This window comes from Pseudomonas khavaziana (genome assembly GCF_036704165.1).
Taxonomy (GTDB): Bacteria; Pseudomonadota; Gammaproteobacteria; order Pseudomonadales; family Pseudomonadaceae; genus Aquipseudomonas; species Aquipseudomonas khavaziana.
In genome coordinates, this window is the sequence record NZ_CP129946.1 from 3,087,865 (window position 1) to 3,113,809 (window position 25,945).

Below are 25,945 nucleotides of genomic sequence, written 5' to 3' on the forward strand. Positions count from 1 at the left end.
TTGCATGAATAGCTCCAGTCGTGCGCAGGACCAGGGCGACGTGATCGAGGAGCAGGTGCGAACTGATCGTTTGCATCAGCTGTTTCGCCAGTCGTTCTCTGCGGTGTTCGGCAGTTACCTGGGCGCGGCCATGCTCTGCTGGCTGTGCTGGGATCGCTTTGAGCACCGTGTCATGCTGGTATGGCTGGTGCTGCTGGCGGGTGCGTCGCTGTTGCGGCTGAAGATGTTCATGGACTGGTTTGGTTGCCCTCACAGCGAGCGCACCCCCGCTCGTTGGGAGCGACGTTACTGGATCACACTGATGTTATCGGCCGGCATCTGGGGCGCTGGTGCGTTGGCAGTGATGCCCAGCGACGACCGGGTGTCCCAGGTGCTGGTCATGCTGTTCACCGTAGGCATGTCAGTCAGCGCGGTGTCGTGTTACTCGGCGTATCGCTATATGACGCTGGGGGCCATGGCGCTGGTGCTGCTGCCGTGTACGCTGTGGCTGTTGTTTCAGCCTTCGTCGATGCAGGTAGGGGTGGCGATCGCGGTGCTGGTGTTCTCGACCTTTGTGGTCAGTGCCACGCGCAAGCTGTCCGATGCCTTGGAAAAAGCTTTTCGCCTGACCCGGCAAATGGAACAGGCCCACACCATTTCAACCCATGCCGCTCAGACCGACGAACTCACCGGCCTGAAGAATCGTCGTGCTTTCTTCGAGCATGCCCAGTTGTTGTACACGCAGTGTCGGCAGAACCAGCAGCCGCTGTGTGCGCTGATGCTGGACATGGACCATTTCAAATACATCAACGACACCTACGGCCACCAGGCCGGTGACCAGGTGTTGCGCCAGGTCGGCGGTGTGATCAGTGCTTCGTTTCGTCAGGCCGATGTGTCCGGACGCCTGGGCGGTGAAGAGTTCGCTGTGCTGCTGCCCAATACGTCCCTGGAGACTGCGCGGACCATCGGTGAGCAACTGATCGAGTCGATTGCCGGCTTGAACGCTGAACCGGTGCAGGGCCTGACCGCCAGCCTCGGGGTGGCGTTGACCCAGGGCAACGAACAGGACCTGCACGACCTGATGAACGATGCCGACCAGGCGCTGTACCGCGCCAAATCCCTGGGGCGCAACCAGGTCGTGGTGGCGCAGTAGGCTCAGTCTTTGAACATGGCCTTGGCCAACGCGTAGGCGACCTGTTCGGCAGAGTAGGGCTTGGCGAGGAATTCGAAACCTTCGTAGCCGCTGTCGGCCAGTTCTTCGCTGTAGCCCGAGGTAAGCACCACCGGCAGGCCGGCACGGCGTTCGCGCAATAACCTGGCCATCGCCACGCCGGTCATCCCGGGCATCACCACATCCGAAAAAACCGCATCGAACGCGCTGGCGTCCGGGCCTGCGAGGGCCAGTGCCTGGCGAGCGTCGGTGGCCCAAGTGGTCTGGTAGCCCAGATCCTTGAGGATCTGGCTGGCAAAGCGTCCCACTTCCAGGTTGTCTTCCACGATCAGCACATGGCGCTGGATGTTGTTCTGCAGTGGCACGAACTGCTCGGGCGTGGGCGATGGCGGTGCGTCCTGGCTATCCACCTGTGGCAGGTACAGGGTAAACACCGTGCCTTGGCCGAGGGCGCTGGACACATCGATATTGCCGCCCGATTGTTTGGCAAAGCCAAACACCTGGGACAGGCCCAGGCCGGTCCCTTTGCCCACCGCCTTGGTGGTAAAGAACGGCTCGAAAATGCGTTCGAAGGTGTCACTGGCAATACCGGTGCCGGTGTCCGCCAGGGAAATCGTCAAGTAGGGCAGGTGCGACCCGGCATCCCCGCGGATGCGTGGCAGGGGCTGGTGCCCGGCGACTTTCAACGTCAGCGTGCCCTGGCCGTCCATGGCATCGCGAGCGTTGAGGGCGATGTTGATCAGTGCGGTCTCGAGCTGGCTCGGGTCAATGCGCGCGTAGCAAGGATATTCCGGTACTTGCACCTGCACATGAATACGCGCTCCGGTAACGCTCTCTAGCATTTCACCGATGTTGCGCACCCGTTGGACGACATCGAACACCTGCGGGTTCAACGGCTGGCGACGGGCAAAGGCGAGCAATTGGCTGGTCAGCTTGCTGGCCCGTTCCACTGTGTCGGAGACTGCACTCATGTAGCGCTGGCGACGCTCTTCCGCCAATCCCGGTCGGCGCAGAAAGTCCACCGAAGAGCGAATAATGGTCAGCAGATTGTTGAAGTCATGGGCCACGCCGCCGGTGAGCTGGCCGATGGCTTCGAGCTTTTGTGACTGGCGCAGCGCAGCCTCGGTCTGGGCCAAAGCGAGGGTACGTTCTTCTACCCGCTGCTCCAGGCTGGCGTTGAGTTCGGTGTACGCCGCCAGCCCCTCGCGTACGGCGGCATCGGCGCGCACACGCTCAATGTGCGCCCAGGAGCGCTCCGTGACTTCGCCCAACAACGCCAGGTCGTAGGAAGACCAGTAGCGGGGTTGCTTGTCATGTATCGCCATCAACGCGGTGAGGCGCCCATCCTTGATCAACGGCATGCAGAGGGTGGCGGTGACGCCCAGGGCCTGGAAGGTCGCCGCCTCATCGGCTGGCAGTTCGGTCAGGTTATTGCAGATCACCAGAGGTTGGCCGGCGCGCAGGCAGGTCACGGCGCATGTGCCGAACGCTGCCAGGCGGTAATGGCCGATGATGCTCGGCGAGCCATCGGCTGCCCAGTCACCGCGGATGGTGAAGCCGTCTTCATCGGCATCCATATCTGCGTAAGCGCAAATAGACACCTGCAGATGTTGCGCCAGCAACTGGGTGGTGGCGGTCATGATTGTTTCGGCGTCGGTGGCGTTGGCTACAGTGCTGCCGATGGCATCCAACACTTTCAGGCGCCGGGCGAGAAACACAGTGGCGGTGGTCTCGGTCACCGTGTCGAGCATGCCGACCACCTTGCCCAGGGAGTCGCGGATGGGGCTGTAGCAGAAGGTGAAGTAGGCTTGTTCCGGTGCGTCATTGCGCTGGATCAGCAGCGGGAAGTTTTCGATGTAGGTGGCATGCCCATCGAATGCAGCGCTGGCGATGGGGCTGATATCGCTCCACACCTCATGCCACACCTCGTTGAACGGGCGGCCCAATGCCTCAGGCTTGTTGCCCAGGATCGGCGCGAACGCATCGTTATAAAGCGTAATCAACTCAGGCCCCCAAACGATGGCCTGGGGGAACCGGGAGGCGAAGCACAGCGCAGCGGTGGTCTTCAATACGTCGGGCCACAACTCCGGCGGACCCAGGGGCGTACTGGCCCAATCATGCTGGCGGACCCGCTCGGCCATATCACTGCCGTCTTGCAGCCAATTCATCATGGGGTCAACACCTTATTTGCCACAGTTCGACTATCGCCTGAAATATCAGCTCGCCAAGCAACAGACCTGCATGACCGCAACCAGTTCAGCGCAGTTACTCAGGTGATGGCAATTTGATCATCTATCCATATGGATAGATAACAATTAATGCTATGTGGTCGGTCGCCCAAGGCTTATTGGGCGGCGAATACTCCGGTCCAGTAGATGCCCGCATCGCTCTTGGGATCCATCGCATAGGCGGCACCCAACTCGCGAAATTGCGGGTTCATCAGGTTGGCGCAATGGCCAGGGCTGGCGAGCCAACCGTCGACGACCTTGCGTGGGGTATCGAGGCCGGCGGCGATGTTCTCGCCGATGTTCTTCGCAATATACCCGGCCAGTTCGGCGCGGTCGCCAGGGGTACGGCCGTCGTGGTCCAGGTGGTCGAAGAAATTGCCGTTGGCCATGTTGCGCGTGTGGCTGTTGGCAGCGCTGGCCAGTGCATCGTTCCACGACAGCGGGGTGGTGGCGGTGAATGCCTGGGTGCCGCAAGTGCGCGGTTCTGCGCGCGCGGCGTTGACCAGGTTGAGCAGTTGCCTGCCTTCGGTCTGCCAGTCGCCCAGGCCACTGGTCACCAGCGGGCGGGCCAATACGATGCGCCAGTCCTGGCCGCTGTTACTCACGCCGATGTCGACAAATTGCGGGTCCAGCACCACCCGGCAGAAGCTTTCGCGTACCGCTTTCATGGCGGCGTCGGCGTCCTTGGGCCCGGACAGGCTGATGGCCTGCACGTTGACCATCGGGTACGCGGCCCGCGCCAGGGACTGCTGCAAGTCGCCGACGTTGGAGGCCGGCAGCACCAGGCGTGTGTCGCTGGTCAGTGGCGGCAACTCCTGGGAGCCTTGGTCACCGCAGCGTTGCAGCTGGCTGCGGTATTGATTGATCTGTTGTATCAACTGACTTTCTTCATTCGCCATCGCGCTGGCGCAGAACACCGTACTGGCGGCCAGCGTCGTAAGACCCATCATCAATGACAGAACGCGCATGGACGTTACCCTTGAGCTTGAAAGTGCCCATGATGCGCGATCCAGGTGCATCCATGCACCCGTTGGTCCGAACTTTTTTTCTTCAGTTCTTGAATGTCGAGTGTTTTGCGCCCTGATCGCACAGGGCAAACACCACCACCAACAGCGCAGAAATCGCGAGGATGATCACCACCCCATCGGTGGAATGGGTGGCCGAGGCCGCCACCATCGACAGCGCGCCCAGCGGAGCCAGGCCACCGGCAATGGCCGTGCCGATTTCGCGCCCGGTGCCGAAGCCCGATGAGCGCGTCTGGGTCGGGAACTGCCGGCTCAGGAACGAGCCCTGGGGAGCGAACATCATCGGCGCGAGGATGCCGGTGCCTACGCCGATGGCAAGGTAGATCATCAGGCTTTCGCCACTGTTGAGCAGCGCCAGGAACGGGTAGGCGAACAGCAACGAGCACAGGCCACCGAGCATCAGCACGGTCTTGCTGCTCCATTTGTCGCACAGCCAACCGAAGCAAGGCACCGCAACGATGGCAACCAGGCTGGCGATGGTCACCGACAGCGAGGTGACATGCACGTCCACGCCTTTGAATTGAGTCAGGTACGCCAGGGAGAAGGTTTTGAAAATGTAGCTCAGGGCGTTGTAGCCAATGGCAACAAAGAACACCACCGCCAGGCCCTTGAGATCGTTCTTGAACAGCGCTTTGAGCGGTGACGGCTTGGCCTTGGCGGCTTCCTTGCTCAGTTCCTGGAACTGCGGGGTTTCCGGAATGCTGTTACGCACCCACAGGCCCACGCCCACCAGCACGATGCTGCAGATAAACGGAATGCGCCAGCCGCCGGCCAGCAGGAACTCGTTGCCGTTGATGGTCAGCAGGTAAATGGTCAGCGAGGACAACAACAGGCCCAGGTTCAGGCCCAGTGCCGGCCAGGCACCCTGGCTGCCGCGCTTGCCCTGGGCTGCGTGTTCGTAGGACGTCACTGCGGCGCCTGACAACTCGGCACCGGCGCCCAGGCCCTGGATGATGCGGATGAACACCAGCAGGATCGGGGCCCAGATGCCGATGGAGGCGTAGCTGGGAATCAGCCCGATCAGCGTGGTGCACACGCCCATCAGGCAAAAGGTCAGCACCAGCACCTGCTTGCGTCCGAATTTGTCGCCGAGGTAGCCAAACAGGATGCCGCCGAACGGGCGGGCGATAAAGCCGATGGCGAAGGTGGAAAAGGCCATCAGCGTAGCCGTCTTCGGGTCGCTGTTATCGAAGAAGATCTTCGAGAACACAATGGCCGCCATGGTTGCGTACAAGTAAAAGTCGTACCACTCCAGCATCGAGCCAAAAATGGTGGCGGCCGCGACTTTGCGCAGTCGCTTGCGGGTTTGCACAGGCGTTTCGGTGCCGGGGATGGAGGCGGTTGCCGTCATGCTGGACTTCCTTCTGGGTCTTTGTAGTTATTGTTGGGTGAACGGGCAGAGCGGGTATTACTCGGGGTGGAACAGGCGGTCGGCGATCATCGCGCCGATGGGCATGGCTGACGTGGCGGCCGGCGAGGGCGCGTTGCACACGTGGAGCATTCGCGAGGTCTGTGCGAACAGGAAATCGTGCACCAGGCTGCCATCGCGCATGACCGCCTGGGCGCGGATACCGGCCTCGTAGGGCAGCAGGTCGTCAAGGGTCAGGGACGGGCAGTATTTGCGGCACTGCTCCAGGTAGCCGGACTTGAACAGCGAGTTCTTCATCTCGATGGTGCCGGAGCCGAGGTTTTGCCAAAGGGTTTTCCAGAAACCCGGAAAACTGGCGTACTGCGCCACGTCGCGCCAATTCACCGAGAACTTGCGGTAGTTCTCGCGCCCCAGCCCGAGTACGGCATTCGGGCCGACGGTGACGCTGCCGTCGATCATGCGGGTCAGGTGGACGCCGAGGAACGGCAACTCCGGATCGGGAATCGGGTAGATCAGGTGGTTGACGATGTTGTTCTTCGATGCCGGCAGGCGGAAATATTCGCCGCGAAACGGGATGATCTGATGGTCGATGCTGATCCCGGCCAGGCGGGCCAGACGGTCCGATTGCAAGCCGGCGCACACCACCAGATGGCGGGCTTGCCAGGTTTCGCCATGGGTACTGACAGTGACTTTATCGGTGTCTTCGTCAATGGCGGTCACTGTGCGCTCCAGGCAGATCTGCCCGCCGCCGCGACGGATCACCTGGGCCATGGTCTCGCACACCTGGCGGTAGTCGACGATCCCGGTGGCGTCGAGAAACAGCCCGCCAAGGCCGACAATGTTCGGTTCACGCTGGCGCAATTGCTCGGCATCCAGACGCTCGACCTGCATGCCGTTGAGTTGGGCGCGGGCGTGCAATGCTTCCATCCGTTGCATTTCCAGCGGGCTGGACGCCACCAGCAGCTTGCCGCACACCTCGAACTTGATCCCGTGATCACGGCAGAACTGCTTGGTGGCCTCGGCGCCCCGCTTGCACAGGTCGGCCTTGAGGCTGCCGGGGGCGTAGTAGATGCCGGCATGAATCACGCCGCTGTTGTGACCGGTCTGGTGCTTGGCCAGCACCGGCTCTTTTTCCAGGATCACCAACGATGCGCCTGGCTGGCGTTTGAGCAATTCCATGGCGGTGGCCAGGCCAACGATGCCGCCGCCGATGATGCAAAAATCGTGAATCATTGCAGGGGTTCCCAAGTCACACATTTCAGTCTGCTTATCAGGTTGTCAGACTAATGTTTTTGTTAAAAAAATGGCGTGTCCCAGGACACGCTATAAACAGAGTGGATCAATTCGTGGTCGGCAATTCCAGTTGCAGGCGGCGTGCTGCTGCGCGCAAATGCGCCTCGGCGCTGGCGGCTGCGCGTTGAGCGTCGCCATCGGCAATGGCCTGGTAGAGCTGCTGGTGTTCCTGGGTTGCATCGGCCGAGCCGGTAGCGAAGCGCGACGCGGAGTTCTCCCACGCAGTCTTGCGGGCACTGGCCAACTGGCTCCTGAGGAAATCATGAAAGGCCACGAAGTAGTCATTTTTGCTGGCGTCGGCGATGGCGCGGTGGAATTCCACATCGGCAAGGGCCGCGGCCTCGAAATTGTCGCGGTTGTCCTGCATGGCCTGCAAGGCGCTTTTCATGCGTTGCAGGTCGGCAGCGTCACGTCGCTGGGCCGCAATCGAGGCGGCCTGGGTTTCGATCCACAGGCGCACTTCGAACATCTGCGCCAGGTCCGGTCGGCGCCCGTTCGGCTGCGGGAAACGGAACACCGTGCCGGCAGGCGTCTGCGAAATAAATGATCCCAGGCCGCGGCGGGCGGTGAGCACACCGTCGGCCTTGAGCTGGGCAATGGCTTCGCGCACCACGGAGCGGCTGACGTTGAGCTGTTCAGCCAGTTGCTGTTCGGTAGGCAGGCGCGACTCCGGAGCCAATTGGCCGGATTCGATTTCTGCGCGAATCGCGCTGACAACCCGTACGACGAGCGAATCGGGGCGCTGGAGCTCAAGCATGATGAAACCTTGGTGATCAGGTTGTCAGACAATAGTCGTTACGATTTTAACTTGTCAATATTTGTCTGCTCCGAGCCCGCTCGCTTGCGCGCGCTATTCCAGGCAATTACACCGGCCAGCAGGATCAAACCCGCTGCTGCGGCGAAGGTGTTGTGCAAGCCGGCGGCTACGCTCAGTGGCGTTGCATAGGTAACATCCGGACTGCTGCGGGCGAATACCGCGCCCAGGGCCGATGCGCCGAAAATCAGGCCCAGGTTGCGCGACAGATTCAATAGGCCGGCAACGGTGCCCCGGCGTGTGGACGGCACATCGCGCATGACCGCAGTATTGTTGGCCGCCTGGAACAGGCTGTAGCCCGTCGTCAATACCATCAGTGCCGCGATGTAGGTGGCAAGTCCCGAGACTTGCGACAGCCACAGGGCAGCGCACAGCATCGTGCCTATGCCCACCAGGGTCAGGCGCCAAGTATCGAGGCGGTCGGTCAGGTAACCCGCCGGTATGCCGGTAATGGCCGCGACCGCCGGGCCAACCGCCATCGCCAGGCCCATCCAGGCGGGGTCCAGGCCCAAGCCACGGGACAAGTAGAACGGGCCCACCACAAACGTGGCCATGATCACCGCCGACACCAGGGCGCTCATTGCCAGGCCGGCGCGCAACCCTGCATCGCGTAAGGGCGCCCAGAATGTATCCGGGACTGACGCGTCACGGCGGCAAGCATCCACCGGCAAATAGCGGTAGGCGAGGACGGCGGCCAACCCGGCCAATGGCATACCGATCAGGAACAACGCCCGCCACCCCCACAGACTGAGTAACAGCCCCCCGAGGCTTGGCCCCATGGCTGTGCCAAGCGCTGACATCGTGCCGAGCAGCCCCATGACCCGGCCAGTGTTTTGCTTGCTGACTGTGTCACCAACCATGCCCAGGGTCATCGCCATCATGATTGCCGCGCCCAGGCCCTGTAGCGCCCGTGCGCCGACCAGCCAGGGCAAGGAGGGCGAGACGGCACAGCCTGCGGATGCCAGGGCAAACAGCAACAGCCCGGCCAGCAACAGGCGTCGACGACCCAGGTAGTCGCCCAGGCGCCCGGCGCTGACGATCACTGCAGTAATGGCCAGCAGGTAGGCAAGCACCACCCATTGCACCGCGTGAAACGAGGCCGCGAATGCGTGCGCCAGGCTTGGCAGGCCGACATTGGCGATACTGGTGCCCAGCGCGGCCAACAACATGGATAACGACAAGGCGACAAGGCCGCCGCGTGAGGACGTCTGCATGAGCGTTTCCTTGAGTGAATGCGACTGTCACAAATCTACGGCGTCACCTAAGATGGCGGAAGACGCATGGGTTGCAGGTTATAGCTGCACAGAACGCCTCATTGGAGCATGGTGTTCCACAACTACTGGTACGCCACCGGACCTGTGGGAGGGGGCTTGCCCCCGATGGCCATGGGTATCTACACATCCTTGATGTAGCGACCGCCGGTAACCACGATGCGCAGCGAGTCGCTCTTGATCTGGCTTTTGATCTTGATCTTAGGCGCCCCGTTAAACCACGCTGGCCGGAATTCGACAGGGATTTGGGGGGTAAACCGGCAGGGATGCCGGTTTAGCCGTCCCGCGCCATGGATGGCGCGTGGCGGCGGCCCCCCAAATCCATGGCGGATTACGGGCACACCGAGCCTGGGCGAGGTGCCGAGTGGTGGGGCAAGAGCGCATTTGGTTACTTTCGCGCTTTTCGAAAGTGACCCGCCGTAAGGGCGGAACCAATAGTGGCCGTTACCTAAACAATGGATATGTACTCGAACCAATCCAGCATCCTGGTCGGCCCTAAGGCCGCCATCGGGAGCAAGCCCCCTCCCACAGGGGATCTGCGCTTGACTGACCGGCTCTAGGGCAAGCCGCTCCCCCATTTAGAGCGTCGCGAGGGTGAGCGCCTTCGGCAACACCCATACTCATCGGAGCCTGCATGACCGACTTCAATTTGCTGATCACCCTGGATGTTTTGCTGGCCGAAGGCAGCGTCGCCCGTGCCGCCAAGCGCCTGCACCTGAGTCCTTCGGCCATGAGCCGGGCCTTGGCGCGTTTGCGTGCGGCCACGGGCGATCCGTTGCTGGTACGTGCCGGTCGCGGCTTGGTGCCGACGCCACGGGCGTTGCAATTGCGCGAGCAGGTCAGCCAATTGGTGCAGGACGCCTACGCCGTGTTGCGTCCGGCTCACAGCCTGGATCTGGGTGGGTTGGTGCGTACCTTCACCCTGCGCACAAGTGAGGAATTTGTCGAAAGCTTCGGCCCGACGCTGTTGGCGCGCATCGCACGTGAGGCCCCTGGTGTGCGTTTGCGCTTCGTCAATAAAAGCGACAAAGACAGCACGCTGTTGCGCGAAGGCGGTGTCGACCTGGAAACCGGCGTGGTCGATGCCGATGCCAGCCCCGAGGTGCTGACCCAGGCGCTGTTTCGTGACCGCCTGGTGGGCGTGGTGCGCGATGGCCATGCCTTGAGCAGCGGCAAGGTCAGCGCCGCACGGTTTGCCCAGGGGCAACATGTCTATGTATCGAGGCGCGGGCAGGAGCGGGGTCAGATCGACGCTGCACTGCAGGCCCTGGGTCTTGTTCGACAGGTCAGCACCGTGGTCTCCGGCTTCAACACCGCCATCGCCCTGGCCCGCGACACCGACCTGATCGCCAGCGTGCCTGAGCGCTACATCACCCTACCGGCCCGAGGGCTGCACTGCTTTGAACTGCCGGTCACGTTACCTGCGTTCACCGTGGCAATGCTTTGGCACCCACGCCAGGATGCCGACCTGGCCCATCGCTGGCTGCGCGGTTGTTTGCGCGAGGTGTGCGGGCCATGAGCGGCCCGCAACGGGTACAATCGCCGCTGCCTTGCCGCGAAACTCCAGGAATTTGCATGTTCAGCCTTACCCGCTACACCACGCCGTGCCCCGAATCGGTCAACAGCCAGATCTTGCAGATGGTGGTGGACAACCTCACCGACATCAGCAGCGTGGCGTTGGCGCCAAGTAACCTGTTGTACAACATCTACCAGTACGCCATCGGCTTTGAGGTGCATCTGTACCTTGAGGCGTTGAATGGCACGAAGGGCATTGCCGTCGAGTTGGTCGTGGCGATGCAGGGCGAGACCGTTATCGGCTTTTGCCTGTATCTGCCGGTGAAGGATGATCCAGAGGCGTGTGGGATTGCCTTCATGGCGGTGCAGGCGGGTTTTCGTCGCCAGGGTGTGGCGCGCGGTATGCTGGGCGAGGTGCTGGCGCGCTACCCCCATGCTGAACTGGCCTGTGCGGTGGAAAAGGTCCCGGTCTTCGAGGCCATGGGGTTCCGGCTGCGCGGGGCGCGGGGCACGCAAGTGTTGATGAACACCCGCGGCTACGGCACTGACGGGCTGATGGGCGTGCTGGATGTGGCGCCGATCTATAGCTCGCTGGAAGTGCGCCAGATCCATACCTACCTGCTGCAAAAGCACGGCAAGCGCGCCATGATCGACGCGGAGAAGCAGCGCGACCGGCACCTGGATCAGTTGACCCGCAAGGTCCAGCTGTTTATCCAGAGCCGCTCTCCTACCGCCTGACGCGATTGACCATCCCCAGAATGGTCGCCAGCAATTCCTGTTGCGCCTCCTCGCGGCTGATCTCGCCATTGGCAGCCGCATGGGACAGCGCTTCCGCCGCGCCGAGCATGGCCCGCAGGCCAGCCTGGGAAATACTGCCACCTGAGGCGAAGGGTGCCAGCGCCTCGCGGCATTTCTCCAGGAAGATCGCCTCATATTCGCGCTTGAGCGCCTCCAGCTCCGGCGAACCGCTCAGCGCTGCAATTACCCCTGGGATTTCCCGGCCTTGCAACAACACGCAATCGACATAGGACGAGGCGATCACCCAGGCCCGATCCTCCAGTGTTGCGTTGCTGGTTTGGATGGCAGCGGTAAACACCTGGTCCTGACGCTCGTCGAAATCTGCATACAGCGCGGTCAGCAACCCCGCACGCGTAGTGAAGTGGTCGTAGACCACCGGCTTGGTAACGCCCGCCAGTTCTGCCAGACGGCCCAGGGTCAGGGCGTCGGTGCCCTCTGCGCGGACCAGTTGCCAGGCCACATCGAGTAACTGGCGCAGGCGACCTTCACGGGATAAACGCCGACGCGGGGCAGGGGATTCAGTGCTTGACATGCTTATATACCAAAAGTAACTTAGTCGACGTAACTTACTAAAAGTAGATTAAGCCAAAAGGGAGTCAAAGTCATGCACGCACTGATTGTTGTTGCCCATCACGACCCGCAATCCCTCACCCACAGCGTGGCCGCCCAGGTCGGAGCCGGTTTGGCCGCCGCCGGCCACACCTTTGAAATCGCCGACCTTGCCGCCGAAGGCTTCGACCCTCGCTACACCGCGGCTGATCACCAGGTGCACCGTAATCACGCAACGCCCCCAGCCGACGTGTTGGCCGAACAGGCCCGCATCGAGCGCGCCGACGCCCTGGTGCTGGCGTTTCCGATCTACTGGTGGTCAATGCCGGCCTTGCTCAAGGGCTGGGTGGACCGCGTGTTTGTCAACGGTTGGGCGATCGACTACGGCCCCGATACGCCCGTGGCGAAAAAGCTGCGGCATTTGCAGGTGCACCTGCTGGCTTTAGGTGCAGCGGACAACAGCGCTTTTGATCGACATGGTTACACCAAGGCCATGCACACCCAGATCGACTACGGCATTTTTGATTACTGTGGGGCGCAAGTGCTGACCTCCGAGCTGTTGCTGGACTCGGAAAGCGGTGGTGCCCAGGCGCATTTGCAAGCGGCCAGGGTTGTGGGGCAGGGGATGTTTGAGCGCGAGACGGTCGCGGGATGATTCAAGCGTCGCGAAACAGGTCGTGGGCATCCAGTAAGCGGTAGGCAATCTCTGGCCGTTTCTCCAGGCCGCGGCGGATCGACGCCGGGATCGCTTGCCGGGTCTTGCGGCACATGCCCGGCAGTTCGTCGATGACGATCTGGATCCCGCGCATGCTCTTGACCTCGGTGTGCCCCGGCGCGATATGCACGCGGATGCCGAGTTGCTCGTACATCCGCTGTTGCATATGTTCCAGGTCCTGCAGGCTCTTGAGGTTTTCAAGGCGCTCGAGCAGGATTTTTTCCTGCTGTCGCGTCAACTGGAGGATGCGCAGGTCAGCGCCGGGCGCCTCCAGCAGTTGTTCACGGTCGCAGACACAGGCGCCGGGTGGGCAAGGTTGGCGAATGCTCATTGACGCTCCCGGCCAGGTTTCACGGTCGGCGTCTCAGTAGGTCAATTGCACGCCCAGGCTGCCCAAGGCGTTCCAATACTCTGGGTAGGTCTTGGCCACGCAGTCCGGGTCCTGGATGCGAATGCCCGAGACTTTCAGCCCGGCCAGGGCAAAGCACATGGCGATGCGGTGGTCGGCGTGGGTATCGATCAGCGCCGTGCACGTGGTGCCGGCCAGGGCAGGGTCGCTCGCGACCAGCAGATCATCACCCTCGATGGTCGCCAGGCCTGGGCGGATCTCATTGAGGCCATCGTGCAGCGCCTGTACGCGGTCACATTCCTTGACGCGCAGGTTCGCCAGTTCAGTGAAACGCACCGGGGTGTTGTTGAACGCGGCGAGGACCGCCAGGGTCGGGATGGCGTCCTGCATTTGTGAGCCCACTACTGTGGCCTGCATATTCGGGTATTGGGCGATCACGGCCTGGGCCTCGGCGTCCGGCTGGGTGAAATCCTGTGCCGCGACACCGATATCGATACGGCCACCGGTCAACACTTCGGCGGCCCACAGGTAGGTGGCGGCGGACGCGTCGGGTTCGATCAGGTAGTCATGGGCGGTGTAGCCGGTCGGGGCCACGCGCCAGGTGGTGTCGTCCACGGCTTCGACCTGGGCGCCGAATGCGCGCATGCAATCCAGGGTCAGGTCCACGTAGCCACGGGCGCCAATGTCCTTGCCGGTCAGCGCCACTTCAATCGGCGCCTCACCACAGGCCGCGAGCATCAGCAGGGCTGATACGTACTGGCTGGACAGGCCGCCATCGATTTCAAAGCGCTTGGCTTGCACCTTGCCCACGCCGTGCACGGTCACCGGTGGGCAGCCGGTGGGGCTGTCGACCTGAATACCGTTCTGGCCGAGGGCTTCGAGCAATGGGCCGATCGGGCGTTTTCGCATGTACTCGTCGCCGTCCAGTACCACGGTGCCTTGCACGGTGGCCACGGCCGCAGTGAGAAAGCGCATGGCAGTGCCGGCGTTGCCGAGAAACAACGGTTGGGCCGGCAATTGCAGCTTGCCTTGGCTGGTAACGACGAAGGTGGTGTCGTCCGGTTCATCGATGCTTACGCCCATCTGGCGCAGGGCTACCGACATGTGGCGGGTGTCATCGCTTTTCAGCGCGCCGCTCAAGCGGCTGGTGCCCTTGGCCAACGCCGCCAGCAACAGCGCGCGGTTGGTGATGGACTTGGAGCCGGGGGGCGCGACCTTGCCTTTGAGGGGGAAGTCGGGCGGTGTAACAGTCACGGTTTTCTGCGAACTCAAGGGACAAGGCTCCTGGTCAAGGCGAGGTGGCATGGAGTGGCCGACGTGCGGACCCGAATAATCAGGCAAACACGCCATGTTTGTCGAGTGAGCAGGTGATCTGCATGACTTTTTAGTGTGGTCCCCTCCCAGGTCTGCGGTCAGCGCTTGTAGCCGAAATAAGCCCGCCTCAGCGCTGGCTCAGCCAGTAGTCATGCAGCGCCCGCGCAGCCGGTTCGATTGCACTGACTTGCTGCTGATGGGCGTCTACATCCAGGTCCGCCGGCAATTCGAAATTATCTTGCTCGGCGCACCAGGAGATTTTCTCCAATTGCCCGGCTTGTTCGACGGGCAATTCAGGCCAGTTGCCGATCGTTACGCCTCGCACGTAGCCAAAGCACCATTCCTCGGCAAGGGTCACCGCCTGGCCCTGATGCTCGGTTTCATCGAAACGCGCCTTGAACGCCTGGGAATCGCTGGCCAACTGGGCGGCCAGGGTATTCATATGGCGCACGCACAGTTCCAGAAAGCCCTGGGCCTCGTCCATGCTTTCCCATTCCGGGTTCTGCCCACCCCAGATGGCTGGGAACCATTGAGCCACGTCAACCTGGGCCGGGCCGGACACCAGGGCGGTGAAGTAGCCATCGAGTTCGGCCAGGTTCAGCACCGAATGGTCATCGCCGTACTTGAGCAGGGTTTCGTCGATCAGGTCTAAATCGGCGGATGTGAGGGGCTGGGTGTGCATGGCATATCCTTCGAGCGTCGAACGCCGCTGGTAAGGCGGCTTAAAGCGCGCAGGATGGCGTGTACGCGGCATTTTATCCAGCGTCTTTTCCGCGGCCGGTCCCGCTTTTGGCCGATGCGCCGTGGCACACCCTTGATATAGTCTGGGCTTTCTCAATCGCCAGTCAGGGATCACTGCCATGTCCGAATACCAAGCCTTCGTTGTCGAACTCAACGGCAACGTTGCCCATGTGCAGATCAATCGCCCGGAAAAGATCAACGCCATGAACGCGGCGTTCTGGAGCGAAATCATCGAGATCTTCCAATGGGTCGAAGACACCGATGCCGTGCGCGCCGTGGTGCTCAGCGGCAATGGCAAGCACTTTTCCTCGGGTATCGACCTGATGCTGCTGGCCTCGGTGGCCAATGAGTTCGGCAAGGACGTGGGACGCAACGCACGCCTGCTGCGGCGCAAGATCCTTGAGCTGCAAGCTTCGTTCAATGCGGTCGACAACTGCCGCAAGCCGGTGCTGGCGGCGATCCAGGGCTATTGCATCGGTGGCGCCATTGACCTGATCAGCGCCTGCGACATGCGTTACGCCGCCGAGGGCGCGCAGTTCTCGATCAAGGAAATCGACATCGGCATGGCTGCTGATGTGGGCACTTTGCAACGCCTGCCGCGCATCATTGGCGACGGCATGCTGCGTGAGCTGGCCTACACCGGTCGCCAGTTTGGCGCCGAAGAAGCGCGCAGCATCGGCCTGGTCAATCGCGTGTATGCCGATCAGGACAGCCTGCTGGCCGGCGTTATGGAAATCGCCCATGAAATCGCCGCCAAGTCGCCTATCGCCGTGACCGGCACCAAAGCCATGATCAGTTACATGCGTGACCACACAGTCAATGACGGCCTGGAATACGTTGCCACCTGGAACTCGGCTATGTTGCAATCCAACGACCTGCGCGTGGCCATCGCGGCCCATATGAGCAAGCAGAAACCCGAATTCGTGGATTGACTGACATGACCCCAGGCTGGATTACCACAACGCTGCTGGACAACGACACCCCGGGCGGCTGGGCTGTTGCCCGCAGCCGCGAGGGCTTTTTGCACGACACCAATGGCCCGCTGTTCCCGCGTGAATGGCTCAAGCGCCAGGACCTTTCGGTGTTTGCCGAACACGGCATCGGCCACCTCGATGGCGAGCCGGTGTACCTGCTGGAGCTCAACGCGGCGGCAGAGGTTCCCGGGTGCAGTTGGCAAGGCCTGCGCGGCTTCATGCTGCAAGGCGATCACACCCTGTACAAGGTGCTGGGCTATGCCGCGCAGATCGGCACCTGGGTGCGAGAGCATCGGTTCTGCGGGAGTTGCGGCCAGGCCATGGTCCAGGTGCCGCGGGAACGGGCGATGTACTGCCAGGCCTGTGACCTGCGCAGCTACCCACGGATTTCGCCGAGCATGATCGTGCTGGTGACCCGGGGCGATGAGATCCTGCTGGCACGCTCGCCGCGCTTTGTGACCGGGGTCTACAGCACCTTGGCCGGTTTTGCCGAACCGGGTGAGTCGGCCGAAGACTGCCTGATCCGCGAAGTGCGCGAAGAGGTGCAGGTGGAGGTCAGGAACATCGAGTACATGGGCAGCCAGTGCTGGCCGTTTCCCCATTCAATGATGCTGGGCTTTCATGCCGAGTACGCCGGTGGCGATATCGTGCCCCAGGCCGACGAGATCGAAGACGCGCAGTGGTTCAATATCCATGAACTGCCACCGTTGCCAGCGTCACGTTCGATTGCCCGCTACCTGATCGACCTCTACGTGGCCCGCCGCCTAGGCCACGCTGAACCAGTGCTGCCAGGCTAGGCGAACCGTCAGTCCGAGGACCACGGTGATAAACACCGGACGAATGAATTTGGCGCCGCCGCTGATCGCGCTGCGGGCGCCAAAGAATGCGCCACCCATCACCGACACACCCATCGCCAGGCCGACAATCCAATCCACCGAGCCATTGATGATAAACACCGTCAGGGCCGCCGCGTTGCTGACGAAGTTCATGCTGCGCGCCACGCCGCTGGCCTTTACCAGGTCGATGGGGTGCAGGAGCATGGTGCTGACGGTCCAGAACGCCCCGGTGCCGGGGCCGGCCACGCCGTCGTAGAAACCCAGGCCAAAGCCCTGGGTGGCTTGCCACTTCTTCTTGATTGGCGCATCCACATCCAGTGGTGCCTTTGGCGTGCCGCCGAACAGCAGGTACACGCCACAGGCGAAGACGATCACCGGCAGCATCTTGTTCAACGCCTCGGCGGGCAGGTAGTGGGCAACCACTGCGCCGGCCAGCGCGCCGACCAATGTACCGACGATGGCGTGCACCCATTGTCGTGGGTGGAACAGCTTGCGACGGTAGAAGGTGAAGCTGGCGGTGGCCGAGCCGAAGGTGGAGCTGAGTTTGTTGGTACCCAGTACCAGGTGCGGTGGCATACCGGCGGTGAGCAGCGCAGGGGTGGTCAGCAGGCCGCCACCGCCGGCGATGGCGTCGATGAAACCGGCAACAAAGGCCACGGCGGCGAGAATGGCGAGGGTGGTCAGGTCAACACTGAGTTCGAAGGGCATGGGCAGGGCTTATTGTTGGAGGTGCGCTATGCGAAAGGCCGCCATCTTACCTGCCGAATGCACGCATAACCAAATGTGGGAGGGGGCTTGCTCCCGATAGCGGTGGGTCAGTCGGCTTATTTTTCACTGATCCACCGCTATCGGGGGCAAGCCCCCTCCCACATTTTTAACCGTGTTCGCTGGGTTATTTGTGTGTACCCAGCCACTCCAGCGCCGTACGCCAGATGCAAATCCCCAGGAAGTACGCCGACATCAGCGACCACAAGCCAAACGTCCACGGGTTGGTGTTGGGGTAATCCACCACCATCAGGAAGCTGCACAACAGCCAGATCGTGGTCACTGCGATATTGATCGGCATGAAGCGCTTGACCCGGAACGGGTGCAGGAACTTCATCGGTGTCACGGTCAGCAATGCCAGGCCGATCACGGTCAGCAGGGTGACCCAGGCGTCAGGCTGGATGATGTACACGCACAGGGCGACCACGTTCCAGGCAGCGGGGAAGCCGACGAAGTAGTTGTCCTTGCTTTTCATGTTCACGTTGCAAAAGCAGAACAGCGACGACACCAGGATCACCGATACCGTAAACAGATGCGTAAATTCCGGCAGGTCGATGTAACGGTAGATAAACAGTGCAGGAATAAATACGTAGGTGAGGTAATCGATCACCAGGTCCAGGACCGAGCCGTCAAAGCTGGGCAGCACCGTGCTGACGTTGACCCGTCGCGCGAGGGAGCCATCGACGCCATCTACCACCAACGCCAGCCCCAGCCACAGCAGGCATGCCTTGGGGGAGTTTTCCAGCAGCGCCAGGGTGGCCAGGAAGGCCAGGACCACACCGGTGGCGGTAAAGCCGTGGGCGCCCCAGGCTTTGAGTCTGGCTACATGCAGGGTCGATATCACGGGCGGTTCTCCAAAAGGTCAAACGGGTCAGCCGACAACGTAACGCTGTCGAGTCTGGCCAGGGAATGCAGGTATCGACCGGGAAGAGGGGGATAAGGTTCACCGCCCGGCGTATTCGTCAGCGTAGCAAGGGTCGGGCGTTTCGGCATCAGCCTTGGCGAAATACCAGGGCCTTGAGCCCACTCTGCGGATCAATGTCGGGAAATTCCGGTGGGTTTTCCAGTCGCTGAACAAAGCGCAGGCCCGGTGCTTCGCGGGTTACGCCGTCGATCAGGAAGTCTTCGCCAAAGGCCGGATCGTTCATGCACGCCAGCACTGTACCTTGCTTGGTGAGCAGATCCGGCAGGCGGCGCAGCACGCGCTGGTAGTCCTTGGTCAGCATGAAACTGCCCTTCTGGAACGACGGTGGGTCGATGATCACCAGATCATAGGGGCCGCTGTGGGTAACCTTGGCCCACGACTTGAACAGGTCGTGGCCCAAGAAGGTGACTTTGCCCAGGTCGTGGCCATTGAGGCGGTGATTGTCGCGGCCGCGACTCAGGGCGCCACGGGCCATGTCCAGGTTCACCACATGGTCGGCGCCGCCCTCGATGGCAGCCACCGAGAAACCACAGGTATAGGCGAACAAGTTGAGCACGCGTTGGCCCTTGGCCTGTTCGCGCACCCAGTTACGCCCATAACGCATGTCGAGGAACAGCCCGCTGTTCTGTTTTTTACCCAGGTCGATCAAATAGCGCAGGCCGCCTTCGGTGATGGTCAGCTCGTCAATGGCATCGCCCACCAGCCACTCGGTGGTGCTTTGCGGCAGGTAACGGTGTTGCAGGGCCACGGTACGCACCCCAACGCCGGCCCAGTCGATCTGCAGCAGCATCTGCCTCAAGGCTTCCAGTTGCTCGGTTTCCTTGAACAAGGCCACCAGCACCACGCCTTGCAGCCAATCCACTGTCAGTTGTTCCAACCCCGGCCAGCAGCGGCCACGGCCATGGAACAGGCGCCGGGTTTCCACCGGCGCGTCGGCCAGGGTGGTGAGCAGGTGGGCGTGCAAGGTAGCGAGTGCTTCTGGGTTCATCGTTTAGCGTCAGTCAGCGAGCGGGCGGCATTTTAAACACAATCGCGGGGTTTGCGGGGGCGTGAGCACAACGTGCCTTTTTTGAAGTAGATCCAATGTGGGAGGGGGCTTGCTCCCGATAGCGGTGTGTCAGTAACAAACAAACTGACTGATCCACCGCTATCGGGAGCAAGCCCCCTCCCACATTGGTTCCTGGTGTTAGTTAGAGCGTGGCAATCAGGGCCGGCCCGAATGCTTCTTTCAAGAAGACTGGAGCGATATAGCGCTCGTAATGCGCTTCGGACAGCAGGAAAAACTCCCGGTCTATCGCATCCCGCAGCTCCGCCAGGTGGCGTTCGCGAAACTCCGGCAACAATGCCAACCCATAGGCATCCAGCTTGGAAATCACCCGCGCACCCCGGGCAATCAGCTGATACGCCCAGCAATACGGCGACTGGTGCGGCATAAAGCGAATCTTGCGTGCTTCCAGCTGTTGGCGCAGGCGCTGCGGGTCGAAGACCTCCAGTTTGCTGGCCATTACCTGCACCAGCAACTGTTCCAGGCGCAGCCACACCGCCTGTTTTTCCTCAACGTTATAGCCATTCCACTGAATCACTTCGTGGTGATAACGCTTGCAGCCCCGACAGACCAGGTCACCGTAGACGGTGGAGCACAGCCCGACGCAAGGGGTCTTGATGGTTTGATTGGGCATAAATGGGGTCTGTTGAATCAATCCCAGCTCAGCGCGCCGCCAGTTTGATACTCGATCACCCGAGTCTCAAAGAAATTCTTCTCTTTCTTCAAGTCCATGATCTCGCTCATCCACGGGAACGGGTTAGTCGTGCCTGGGTACTCTTCCTTCAAACCAATCTGCGACAGACGACGGTTGGCGATGAACTTCAAATAGTCTTCCATCATCGCAGCGTTCATGCCCAACACGCCGCGCGGCATGGTGTCGCGAGCGTATTCGATCTCCAACTGAGTCCCTTGCAGGATCATCTGTGTCGCTTCTTCCTTCATCTCGGCATCCCACAAGTGCGGGTTTTCGATTTTGATCTGGTTGATCACATCGATACCGAAGTTCAGGTGCATCGACTCGTCGCGCAGGATGTACTGGAACTGCTCGGCGACGCCGGTCATTTTGTTGCGGCGGCCCATGGACAAAATCTGGGTGAAGCCGCAGTAGAAGAAGATACCTTCCAGTACGCAGTAGTAGGCGACCAGGTTGCGCAGCAGTTCCTTGTCGGTCTCGACGGTGCCGGTTTCGAACTTCGGATCGGAGATCGAACGGGTGTACTTCAGGCCCCACGCCGCTTTCTTAGCGACCGATGGAATCTCGTGGTACATGTTGAAGATCTCGCCTTCATCCATGGCCAGCGATTCGATGCAGTACTGGTAGGCGTGGGTGTGGATTGCTTCTTCGAAGGCCTGGCGCAGGATGTACTGGCGGCACTCCGGGTTGGTGATCAGGCGGTACACGGCCAGCACCAGGTTGTTGGCAACCAGGGAGTCGGCGGTGGAGAAGAAGCCGAGGTTGCGCATGACGATGCGGCGCTCGTCGTCGGTCAGACCTTCGGGGGTTTTCCACAGGGCGATGTCGGCGGTCATGTTGACCTCTTGCGGCATCCAGTGGTTGGCGCAGCCGTCGAGGTATTTCTGCCAGGCCCAGTCGTACTTGAAGGGTACGAGTTGGTTGAGGTCGGCGCGGCAGTTGATCATGCGCTTTTCGTCAACGGCGACGCGGGCGGAGGCGCCTTCGAGTTCGGCGAGGCCTTCGGCGACGTCGAGTTTGTCCAGGGCGGCCTTGGCGCGCACGATGGCGGCCGAATCACTGGCGGTGACGGCGCGGGCTTCGATGGCGGCGGCGGCGCCGGCACCGTCGAGACGGTCCATGTTGGCTTCGCTTGCATGGCCGGCATTGGCGCCCTTGATCACCGCTGCACCGGTGTCTTCGTTGTCGACTTCATCCCAACTCAGCATTGAAATACTCCTTCCTGATCTGTTCCGACGGTGTGTGAAACCGTGCAAAAAAATGTGCGGTTTGCAGGCTGCTAGGCATTGAAATATTGCGCTTAGTGTGGTCGGCAAATACCGACACTGCACACTATGTAGTGGTCTTTCCTGTTTGTTGGCACACTATATTGTGTGTAACAAGGTTGGTCAACGCACAAGATGTGCGGTCATAGGTCGCTGCTGAACGCGGGATCGGCTATCAGCGGGACGCGAAACGGGGAGGTCGCATATATCCTTAAAGAATAAATAAATAGTTATTTATTCCTTTTAAGATCTGTTCGCGCAGCGCATTTTGAAGGCCTGCGCATTCGTGCGGATTGACCCAACAGCCAAAAGGAAAGCCGACATGACCATCAAAGCGATCAACGTGCGCAACCAGTTCAAGGGCGTGATCAAGGAGATCTTGCTGGGGGAAGTGGTGTCGGAAATCGACGTGCAGACCGCATCCGGCATTGTGACGTCTGTCATTACCACGCGCTCTGTGCGTGACTTGGAATTGAAAGTGGGCAGTGAAGTGATCGCCTTTGTGAAGTCGACCGAAGTGTCCATCGCCAAGTTGTAGGTGCTGCCGCCTAGGCGGACAGGCCAGGCATGGGGGCAGCGAGCCTCGTCAGTCAATCCGGTTGAAGATTTCCCTGACCTGATCCACGGTAAATATGCCCTTGCCAGTGCCTTCGAGCAGCTCAAACGTGCCGTCGGCATTGACCGTGATGCCCAGGGAACTGGCAAGTGTCACGGAAACGCCCGGTCGCGGTTGAAGCAAGTCCCTGAGCGGTTGGCCACCCTGGAATGATTGCCCGATGGTGGTGGCCATGCCTTGCAGGGAGTCTGAACTGATGCCTCCCACCAGAATAACGCGCCCACCGTTGTTCAAGGACGCTTGCAATTTGTCCAGCAGCGCTTGGGCATCCCCCCGTAACCCAAGTTCCAGGTTGCTGCCGGTGAGGTGCATCAGCGTGCGGCTCCTGTAGCGGGCACCATCCCAGTCGCTGAGTACGGCAATGGCCGAGCAGTCGGTCAAGCTGCGGGTCGCAAGCGCCTCGTCTCCAGTCTTCAGGGTTGTTGATTCGCCCATGGCCACCTGCACGGTATTGGCGGGCCGGAGCGGGAGTCGGACGGACGTCGGCTTGGCGGGTTCAATTTGCGAGGCGTAGGGCTGCTTGGGTTGGTTGACGAGCCTGTCGAGCCAGTCCGGATCCAGGGGGCTCATATCGCGCTTGATACCCTCACGGATTTTCCAGCCGGCCTTGTCCCATTTGGCCATGGTGGCTTTCAATTGAGCCATGTATTCCGGCGCCGGGCAGGCGATGTCAGCCCATGGGTCGACTACCCACGCGTTGGCCCAGGACGGTTCGGAGAAATCAACGGTGGGCTTTACATCGCCTGTCGGGCCACCGACCACCGCGAAGGCGTGTGCATCACCCACGTGCCATTCGGCGGCCCTGGCCCCACTTTTAGTGAGGATGTCACGGGCTAGAATGGCCATTTCGCCGCAATTGCCCGCGCCGGTCTTCATGATCATATCGCCCGCGTGGGGCGCTTTCAGGCTGGTGGTGCGCCGTAACCAACCCAGGGTGATGGTTGCTGCATCGGCCCTGGCCATATCAGTGGTTGAGCGCACCAGGTTGCCGGGTCCCAGTCCGGTCGCCTTGAGGGCCTGGTTAACGGCGTCCTTGGCTTGCTGGGCGTAGAACTGGTTTTGTTGTCGGGCCGGCCAACGTACAAAATCCGGCGGTGTTTGCAATGGCGTGACACGACGGGGGCGCAGGGCGACGTCTGGTTTGAGAATGGCGTTGGCTTGCTGCAACTGGTACACCACTTCCCGCTTCTGTTCAGGGCTCATGCCCTTGCATTGCTGCTTCAATTCATTGATTTCGGTTTCGCGAAAACCAAACTGCTTCAATTGCTTGTAGGCCTTCTTGAGGGTGGGCAGGGCGATAAAGTCGGCCTCAACGGCTGGCACAGCGTGATGTGCGCTCAGAAACTGGCGGTAACCCTGGGCGAGGCCCATTTCAAGCGGCCCGCACTTTTTGAAACTGATATCGCCGGTCTGTGCGCTGCCCAGCGGCGCGTAATAGAACTCGGCGGTGTCGGCTTCCACCACCAGGTATTGCTGGCTGCCACTGTGTACGACGACGCCCCTGACTTGGCGTTGATCATCGCTGGCCTTGCTGATGCTATTGAGCTTGACCACCCGCGTGTCTTCGGCAAAGGCACGTTCGTCAGCGCCTGCGTAAAAGCCGAAACCGGGGTCGGCAATGATCTGGCCTTGCACCTGTGACCTATAGGTGATGCGTTCGCCATTATTGACTGGTACCAGTTGGGCGCCGGTCTCGCCTTCGATCAGTTTGTGCAGGCGTTTTTCGAAGACTACTGTGCGCTCACGCTTGAACAGACCGGCCTTGGACGGAAATAGCCGCACATGCTCCAAGGCCTGCAGCGGTCTTTCGGCCTCGGGCACGTTCGCTATGACTTTGGCGAAGCATTCTTCGTTGGCGCCGCGGCGTACCCGCCCACTTGGCACGGGCGAGGGGCAAAACGCTTCAAAGCCTTCGAGCGGGGCAGTGTGCGCTGCTGATTCGAGGTTGGTGAGTTCCCCCGGCCTGTTGTCCAGATAGCGATAGACCTGATTGCGGTCCACCAGATCGTAGCCATTGGCTCGCGGTAGGGTGTAGGCACTGGCGCTCAGCGGGTGATCGATGACCTGGGCCTGCTGACCGTCGGCAAACATTTCCTGGCGTATCGGAATCGTGGTGGGGCGCTCAATAGTAGAGCCCCTCTCAGTGCCGCCTCCTACGGCAAACAGCTCATTCAGTGCACCATCCAGCGCCGCAGTACTACCGTGTTTTCGCTCAGCCTGAGTGTCGCCGGTGATCGATTTCTCGACGCCAACTTCGGTTTCCACGAAGCCGGTAGCAGCAGCTATCCCGATAACGATCGGTTCGCCAATCACCGCGAATTTGGCCGCCAGGCCTGCGGCCACCGTCAAATCGTTCAGCCAGGTGTCACGGGTGACCTCGCTGTTGGACTTGATCATGGTGTCGGCATCTCGTGACATGCGTATTTGCGTGGCGTCTTTGATCACACTGAATACGTCGCCCTGAATGCGTACGTTGGCACTGTCGATGACGGTGCCTTCGATGCTGTCCCAATGGCCGTTGCCCAAGTCACGCAGGGCTGTGTCGACGCCTTTGTTCGATTGATGGTCGCCGGTGATGAAGGCCTTTACATCGCTCCAGAACCCGACGTCATTGTCTTGCCGGTCCCTGAGGGGGAAGTGGCTTTCCAGGGCCTTGCGCTTATCGGCGTCCCGGCCTTGTGCGGCTACCCACTGGTCCATCGCGGTCAGGGAGTCAAAACGCAGGAACGCCGGTTGATGACCGGGTACATAGAGCAGCTGCACGCCGTCACGACGGTCACGCAATTGTCGGACTGGGCCGTCATCGGCAGCGGTAAAGCGCAGGATATCGTTGGCCGGTAAACCGTTGATATCGAATAGGTGGGTCAATACCACGCCTTTGACCGGCGCTTGTGCACGCAGTTGTTCGACGGTCAGGGCTTGGTCTTCGGCCAGCGGTAGGTTGGAGGCCGCGCCCATGACCAGGCGGTAGTCGTCCCGGGTAAAGCGCTGTTCGGCTGGCATCCGTGCGCGCTCGGCGGGCGAGGCACGCTCGTAGGACTTGAGTTGTTGGCGGGCCTGGTAGACGAACTCGCCTTTCAAGCTGGTGCGGTAGTCATCGCCATGATCGCGCCAGAAGCTCTCGAGCTTTTGGGTCATGTGCATTTGAAAGTCGCTTTTCCAGCTTTCATGCATCAGTTGCGATGGCGTCAACGCAAACTGGTTGTGGGCGCCGTAGCCGCCTTTTGTGCTCTGCCCGCGGCCGGCCCTGTACAAGCCGGCTTGCTGGTCAAGCACGCCCGGTAGCGAGTCGTGTTCGTTGAAGTTGCCGAGCAGTGCGTCCGGCAGCGCCTGGGACACCGTCGGCTCTTCTTCCATATGCTCCCAACCGGTGGCAGTGTTGGCACTTTGGGCTTGCTGGAAGCGATTGAGGAAAATAGTGTCGGCATCTATCTTGCTGCCGGTCAATTTGAACACCATGTCCTCGGCCCATTTCTTGGCCTCGTCGCGCACTCTGGGCAGCGCATTGTGCGTGGCGTGCAGAAGTTGTTTGTAGTCGGCTCTCTGGTTTTTCGGGGTTAGGCGACTATCGGCCAGCTGGCGTCGCGGAGCGTCCACCAGCGCATAGGTCGGCATCGTCTCAGGCTTTTCGCCGGTGATGGGTTTGAAATCCCAGACGGGTAAAGGAGGGGGGTTGGGTGGCAGGATCATGGAC

Annotated in this window: 23 protein-coding genes; 7 read left to right on the plus strand and 16 right to left on the minus strand. The window is 61.1% G+C overall.

Annotated features, from left to right (window positions below; all coding sequences use genetic code 11):
- Positions 1–4 precede the first annotated feature (4 nt).
- Positions 5–1,132: a GGDEF domain-containing protein gene (locus QYQ93_RS13555; RefSeq protein WP_338477185.1), complete on the plus strand. Its 1,128-nt coding sequence runs from the start codon at positions 5–7 to the stop codon at positions 1,130–1,132.
- 2 nt (positions 1,133–1,134) lie between these two features.
- Here the strand turns inward: QYQ93_RS13555 and QYQ93_RS13560 are convergent, their stop codons facing one another.
- From QYQ93_RS13560 to QYQ93_RS13585, 6 genes are all read right to left on the minus strand, one after another.
- Positions 1,135–3,321: a GAF domain-containing hybrid sensor histidine kinase/response regulator gene (locus tag QYQ93_RS13560; RefSeq protein WP_338477186.1), complete on the minus strand. Its 2,187-nt coding sequence runs from the start codon at positions 3,319–3,321 to the stop codon at positions 1,135–1,137.
- Between the two features lie 173 nt (positions 3,322–3,494).
- A complete protein-coding gene (locus tag QYQ93_RS13565; protein WP_057011058.1) occupies positions 3,495–4,346 on the minus strand; it encodes a CAP domain-containing protein in 852 nt (283 codons plus the stop codon).
- An 82-nt stretch (positions 4,347–4,428) separates the two neighbouring features.
- Positions 4,429–5,754, minus strand: a complete 1,326-nt coding sequence (locus QYQ93_RS13570) for an MFS transporter (RefSeq protein ID WP_043051047.1) — start codon at positions 5,752–5,754, stop codon at positions 4,429–4,431.
- Positions 5,755–5,811: 57 nt separating this feature from the next.
- A complete protein-coding gene (lhgO, locus tag QYQ93_RS13575) occupies positions 5,812–7,005 on the minus strand; it encodes an L-2-hydroxyglutarate oxidase (protein ID WP_338477187.1) in 1,194 nt (397 codons plus the stop codon).
- A 106-nt stretch (positions 7,006–7,111) separates the two neighbouring features.
- Positions 7,112–7,822, minus strand: a complete 711-nt coding sequence (locus QYQ93_RS13580; RefSeq protein ID WP_338477188.1) for a FadR/GntR family transcriptional regulator — start codon at positions 7,820–7,822, stop codon at positions 7,112–7,114.
- 38 nt (positions 7,823–7,860) lie between these two features.
- Positions 7,861–9,093 (minus strand): MFS transporter, encoded by a 1,233-nt coding sequence (locus QYQ93_RS13585; protein WP_338477189.1) that lies wholly within the window; start codon positions 9,091–9,093, stop codon positions 7,861–7,863.
- Between the two features lie 691 nt (positions 9,094–9,784).
- Between QYQ93_RS13585 and QYQ93_RS13590 the strand changes: the two genes are divergently transcribed.
- Both QYQ93_RS13590 and QYQ93_RS13595 read left to right on the plus strand, forming a co-directional pair.
- A complete protein-coding gene (locus QYQ93_RS13590; protein ID WP_338477190.1) occupies positions 9,785–10,669 on the plus strand; it encodes a LysR family transcriptional regulator in 885 nt (294 codons plus the stop codon).
- Positions 10,670–10,725: 56 nt separating this feature from the next.
- Positions 10,726–11,403: a GNAT family N-acetyltransferase gene (locus QYQ93_RS13595; RefSeq protein WP_338477191.1), complete on the plus strand. Its 678-nt coding sequence runs from the start codon at positions 10,726–10,728 to the stop codon at positions 11,401–11,403.
- Here the strand turns inward: QYQ93_RS13595 and QYQ93_RS13600 are convergent.
- The gene (locus QYQ93_RS13600) at positions 11,393–11,995 is read right to left on the minus strand and encodes a TetR/AcrR family transcriptional regulator (RefSeq protein WP_338477192.1); all 603 of its coding nucleotides are present in this window, start codon (positions 11,993–11,995) and stop codon (positions 11,393–11,395) included. The two genes, QYQ93_RS13595 and QYQ93_RS13600, sit on opposite strands and share 11 nt — an antisense overlap.
- 72 nt (positions 11,996–12,067) lie before the next feature.
- Here QYQ93_RS13600 and QYQ93_RS13605 point away from each other — a divergent pair, with 72 nt between their 5' ends.
- On the plus strand, positions 12,068–12,667 hold the full coding sequence (locus tag QYQ93_RS13605; RefSeq protein ID WP_338477193.1) for an NAD(P)H-dependent oxidoreductase: 600 nt from the start codon (positions 12,068–12,070) through the stop codon (positions 12,665–12,667).
- Between the two features lies 1 nt (position 12,668).
- Here QYQ93_RS13605 and QYQ93_RS13610 read toward each other — a convergent pair whose 3' ends face one another.
- The 3 genes from QYQ93_RS13610 to QYQ93_RS13620 form a co-directional block, all read right to left on the minus strand.
- Positions 12,669–13,058: a hypothetical protein gene (locus tag QYQ93_RS13610; protein WP_124377771.1), complete on the minus strand. Its 390-nt coding sequence runs from the start codon at positions 13,056–13,058 to the stop codon at positions 12,669–12,671.
- A 33-nt stretch (positions 13,059–13,091) separates the two neighbouring features.
- On the minus strand, positions 13,092–14,348 hold the full coding sequence (gene aroA / locus QYQ93_RS13615; RefSeq protein WP_338477194.1) for a 3-phosphoshikimate 1-carboxyvinyltransferase: 1,257 nt from the start codon (positions 14,346–14,348) through the stop codon (positions 13,092–13,094).
- A 169-nt stretch (positions 14,349–14,517) separates the two neighbouring features.
- Positions 14,518–15,072: a UPF0149 family protein gene (locus QYQ93_RS13620; RefSeq protein WP_338477195.1), complete on the minus strand. Its 555-nt coding sequence runs from the start codon at positions 15,070–15,072 to the stop codon at positions 14,518–14,520.
- Positions 15,073–15,250: 178 nt separating this feature from the next.
- On the opposite strand from QYQ93_RS13620, the gene QYQ93_RS13625 reads away from it, so the two are divergent.
- Both QYQ93_RS13625 and nudC read left to right on the plus strand, forming a co-directional pair.
- Complete coding sequence (locus tag QYQ93_RS13625; RefSeq protein ID WP_043051664.1) at positions 15,251–16,063, plus strand: crotonase/enoyl-CoA hydratase family protein; 813 nt, start codon at positions 15,251–15,253, stop codon at positions 16,061–16,063.
- A 5-nt stretch (positions 16,064–16,068) separates the two neighbouring features.
- Positions 16,069–16,902, plus strand: a complete 834-nt coding sequence (gene nudC / locus QYQ93_RS13630) for an NAD(+) diphosphatase (protein WP_043051663.1) — start codon at positions 16,069–16,071, stop codon at positions 16,900–16,902.
- Here the strand turns inward: nudC and QYQ93_RS13635 are convergent.
- From QYQ93_RS13635 to QYQ93_RS13655, 5 genes are all read right to left on the minus strand, one after another.
- The gene (locus QYQ93_RS13635; RefSeq protein WP_217882529.1) at positions 16,870–17,649 is read right to left on the minus strand and encodes a TSUP family transporter; all 780 of its coding nucleotides are present in this window, start codon (positions 17,647–17,649) and stop codon (positions 16,870–16,872) included. The genes nudC and QYQ93_RS13635 overlap by 33 nt on opposite strands.
- Positions 17,650–17,833: 184 nt before the next feature.
- A complete protein-coding gene (pcsA, locus tag QYQ93_RS13640) occupies positions 17,834–18,550 on the minus strand; it encodes a phosphatidylcholine synthase (protein ID WP_005788529.1) in 717 nt (238 codons plus the stop codon).
- A 148-nt stretch (positions 18,551–18,698) separates the two neighbouring features.
- Positions 18,699–19,619 carry a class I SAM-dependent methyltransferase gene (locus QYQ93_RS13645; RefSeq protein ID WP_043051661.1) on the minus strand — a complete coding sequence of 307 codons (921 nt, stop codon included), beginning with the start codon at positions 19,617–19,619 and terminating at the stop codon, positions 18,699–18,701.
- 202 nt (positions 19,620–19,821) lie between these two features.
- Positions 19,822–20,310: a DUF1289 domain-containing protein gene (locus tag QYQ93_RS13650; protein WP_338477196.1), complete on the minus strand. Its 489-nt coding sequence runs from the start codon at positions 20,308–20,310 to the stop codon at positions 19,822–19,824.
- 17 nt (positions 20,311–20,327) lie between these two features.
- Complete coding sequence (locus QYQ93_RS13655; protein ID WP_124421720.1) at positions 20,328–21,578, minus strand: ribonucleotide-diphosphate reductase subunit beta; 1,251 nt, start codon at positions 21,576–21,578, stop codon at positions 20,328–20,330.
- Between the two features lie 379 nt (positions 21,579–21,957).
- On the opposite strand from QYQ93_RS13655, the gene QYQ93_RS13660 reads away from it, so the two are divergent.
- Positions 21,958–22,173, plus strand: a complete 216-nt coding sequence (locus QYQ93_RS13660; RefSeq protein WP_003173733.1) for a TOBE domain-containing protein — start codon at positions 21,958–21,960, stop codon at positions 22,171–22,173.
- A 48-nt stretch (positions 22,174–22,221) separates the two neighbouring features.
- Here the strand turns inward: QYQ93_RS13660 and QYQ93_RS13665 are convergent, their stop codons facing one another.
- Positions 22,222–25,941, minus strand: a complete 3,720-nt coding sequence (locus QYQ93_RS13665) for a dermonecrotic toxin domain-containing protein (RefSeq protein WP_338477198.1) — start codon at positions 25,939–25,941, stop codon at positions 22,222–22,224.
- Positions 25,942–25,945: the final 4 nt, after the last annotated feature.

What these genes read in the sequence shown, in the direction of transcription:
- QYQ93_RS13555 (WP_338477185.1), top strand. Translation starts at nt 5, where the DNA reads ATGAATAGCTCCAGTCGTGCGCAGGACCAGGGCGACGTGATCGAGGAG.
- QYQ93_RS13560 (WP_338477186.1), bottom strand. Translation starts at nt 3,321, where the DNA reads ATGATGAATTGGCTGCAAGACGGCAGTGATATGGCCGAGCGGGTCCGC.
- QYQ93_RS13565 (WP_057011058.1), bottom strand. Translation starts at nt 4,346, where the DNA reads ATGCGCGTTCTGTCATTGATGATGGGTCTTACGACGCTGGCCGCCAGT.
- QYQ93_RS13570 (WP_043051047.1), bottom strand. Translation starts at nt 5,754, where the DNA reads ATGACGGCAACCGCCTCCATCCCCGGCACCGAAACGCCTGTGCAAACC.
- lhgO (WP_338477187.1), bottom strand. Translation starts at nt 7,005, where the DNA reads ATGATTCACGATTTTTGCATCATCGGCGGCGGCATCGTTGGCCTGGCC.
- QYQ93_RS13580 (WP_338477188.1), bottom strand. Translation starts at nt 7,822, where the DNA reads ATGCTTGAGCTCCAGCGCCCCGATTCGCTCGTCGTACGGGTTGTCAGC.
- QYQ93_RS13585 (WP_338477189.1), bottom strand. Translation starts at nt 9,093, where the DNA reads ATGCAGACGTCCTCACGCGGCGGCCTTGTCGCCTTGTCGTTATCCATG.
- QYQ93_RS13590 (WP_338477190.1), top strand. Translation starts at nt 9,785, where the DNA reads ATGACCGACTTCAATTTGCTGATCACCCTGGATGTTTTGCTGGCCGAA.
- QYQ93_RS13595 (WP_338477191.1), top strand. Translation starts at nt 10,726, where the DNA reads ATGTTCAGCCTTACCCGCTACACCACGCCGTGCCCCGAATCGGTCAAC.
- QYQ93_RS13600 (WP_338477192.1), bottom strand. Translation starts at nt 11,995, where the DNA reads ATGTCAAGCACTGAATCCCCTGCCCCGCGTCGGCGTTTATCCCGTGAA.
- QYQ93_RS13605 (WP_338477193.1), top strand. Translation starts at nt 12,068, where the DNA reads ATGCACGCACTGATTGTTGTTGCCCATCACGACCCGCAATCCCTCACC.
- QYQ93_RS13610 (WP_124377771.1), bottom strand. Translation starts at nt 13,058, where the DNA reads ATGAGCATTCGCCAACCTTGCCCACCCGGCGCCTGTGTCTGCGACCGT.
- QYQ93_RS13620 (WP_338477195.1), bottom strand. Translation starts at nt 15,072, where the DNA reads ATGCACACCCAGCCCCTCACATCCGCCGATTTAGACCTGATCGACGAA.
- QYQ93_RS13625 (WP_043051664.1), top strand. Translation starts at nt 15,251, where the DNA reads ATGTCCGAATACCAAGCCTTCGTTGTCGAACTCAACGGCAACGTTGCC.
- nudC (WP_043051663.1), top strand. Translation starts at nt 16,069, where the DNA reads ATGACCCCAGGCTGGATTACCACAACGCTGCTGGACAACGACACCCCG.
- QYQ93_RS13635 (WP_217882529.1), bottom strand. Translation starts at nt 17,649, where the DNA reads ATGCCCTTCGAACTCAGTGTTGACCTGACCACCCTCGCCATTCTCGCC.
- QYQ93_RS13645 (WP_043051661.1), bottom strand. Translation starts at nt 19,619, where the DNA reads ATGAACCCAGAAGCACTCGCTACCTTGCACGCCCACCTGCTCACCACC.
- QYQ93_RS13650 (WP_338477196.1), bottom strand. Translation starts at nt 20,310, where the DNA reads ATGCCCAATCAAACCATCAAGACCCCTTGCGTCGGGCTGTGCTCCACC.
- QYQ93_RS13655 (WP_124421720.1), bottom strand. Translation starts at nt 21,578, where the DNA reads ATGCTGAGTTGGGATGAAGTCGACAACGAAGACACCGGTGCAGCGGTG.
- QYQ93_RS13660 (WP_003173733.1), top strand. Translation starts at nt 21,958, where the DNA reads ATGACCATCAAAGCGATCAACGTGCGCAACCAGTTCAAGGGCGTGATC.
- QYQ93_RS13665 (WP_338477198.1), bottom strand. Translation starts at nt 25,941, where the DNA reads ATGATCCTGCCACCCAACCCCCCTCCTTTACCCGTCTGGGATTTCAAA.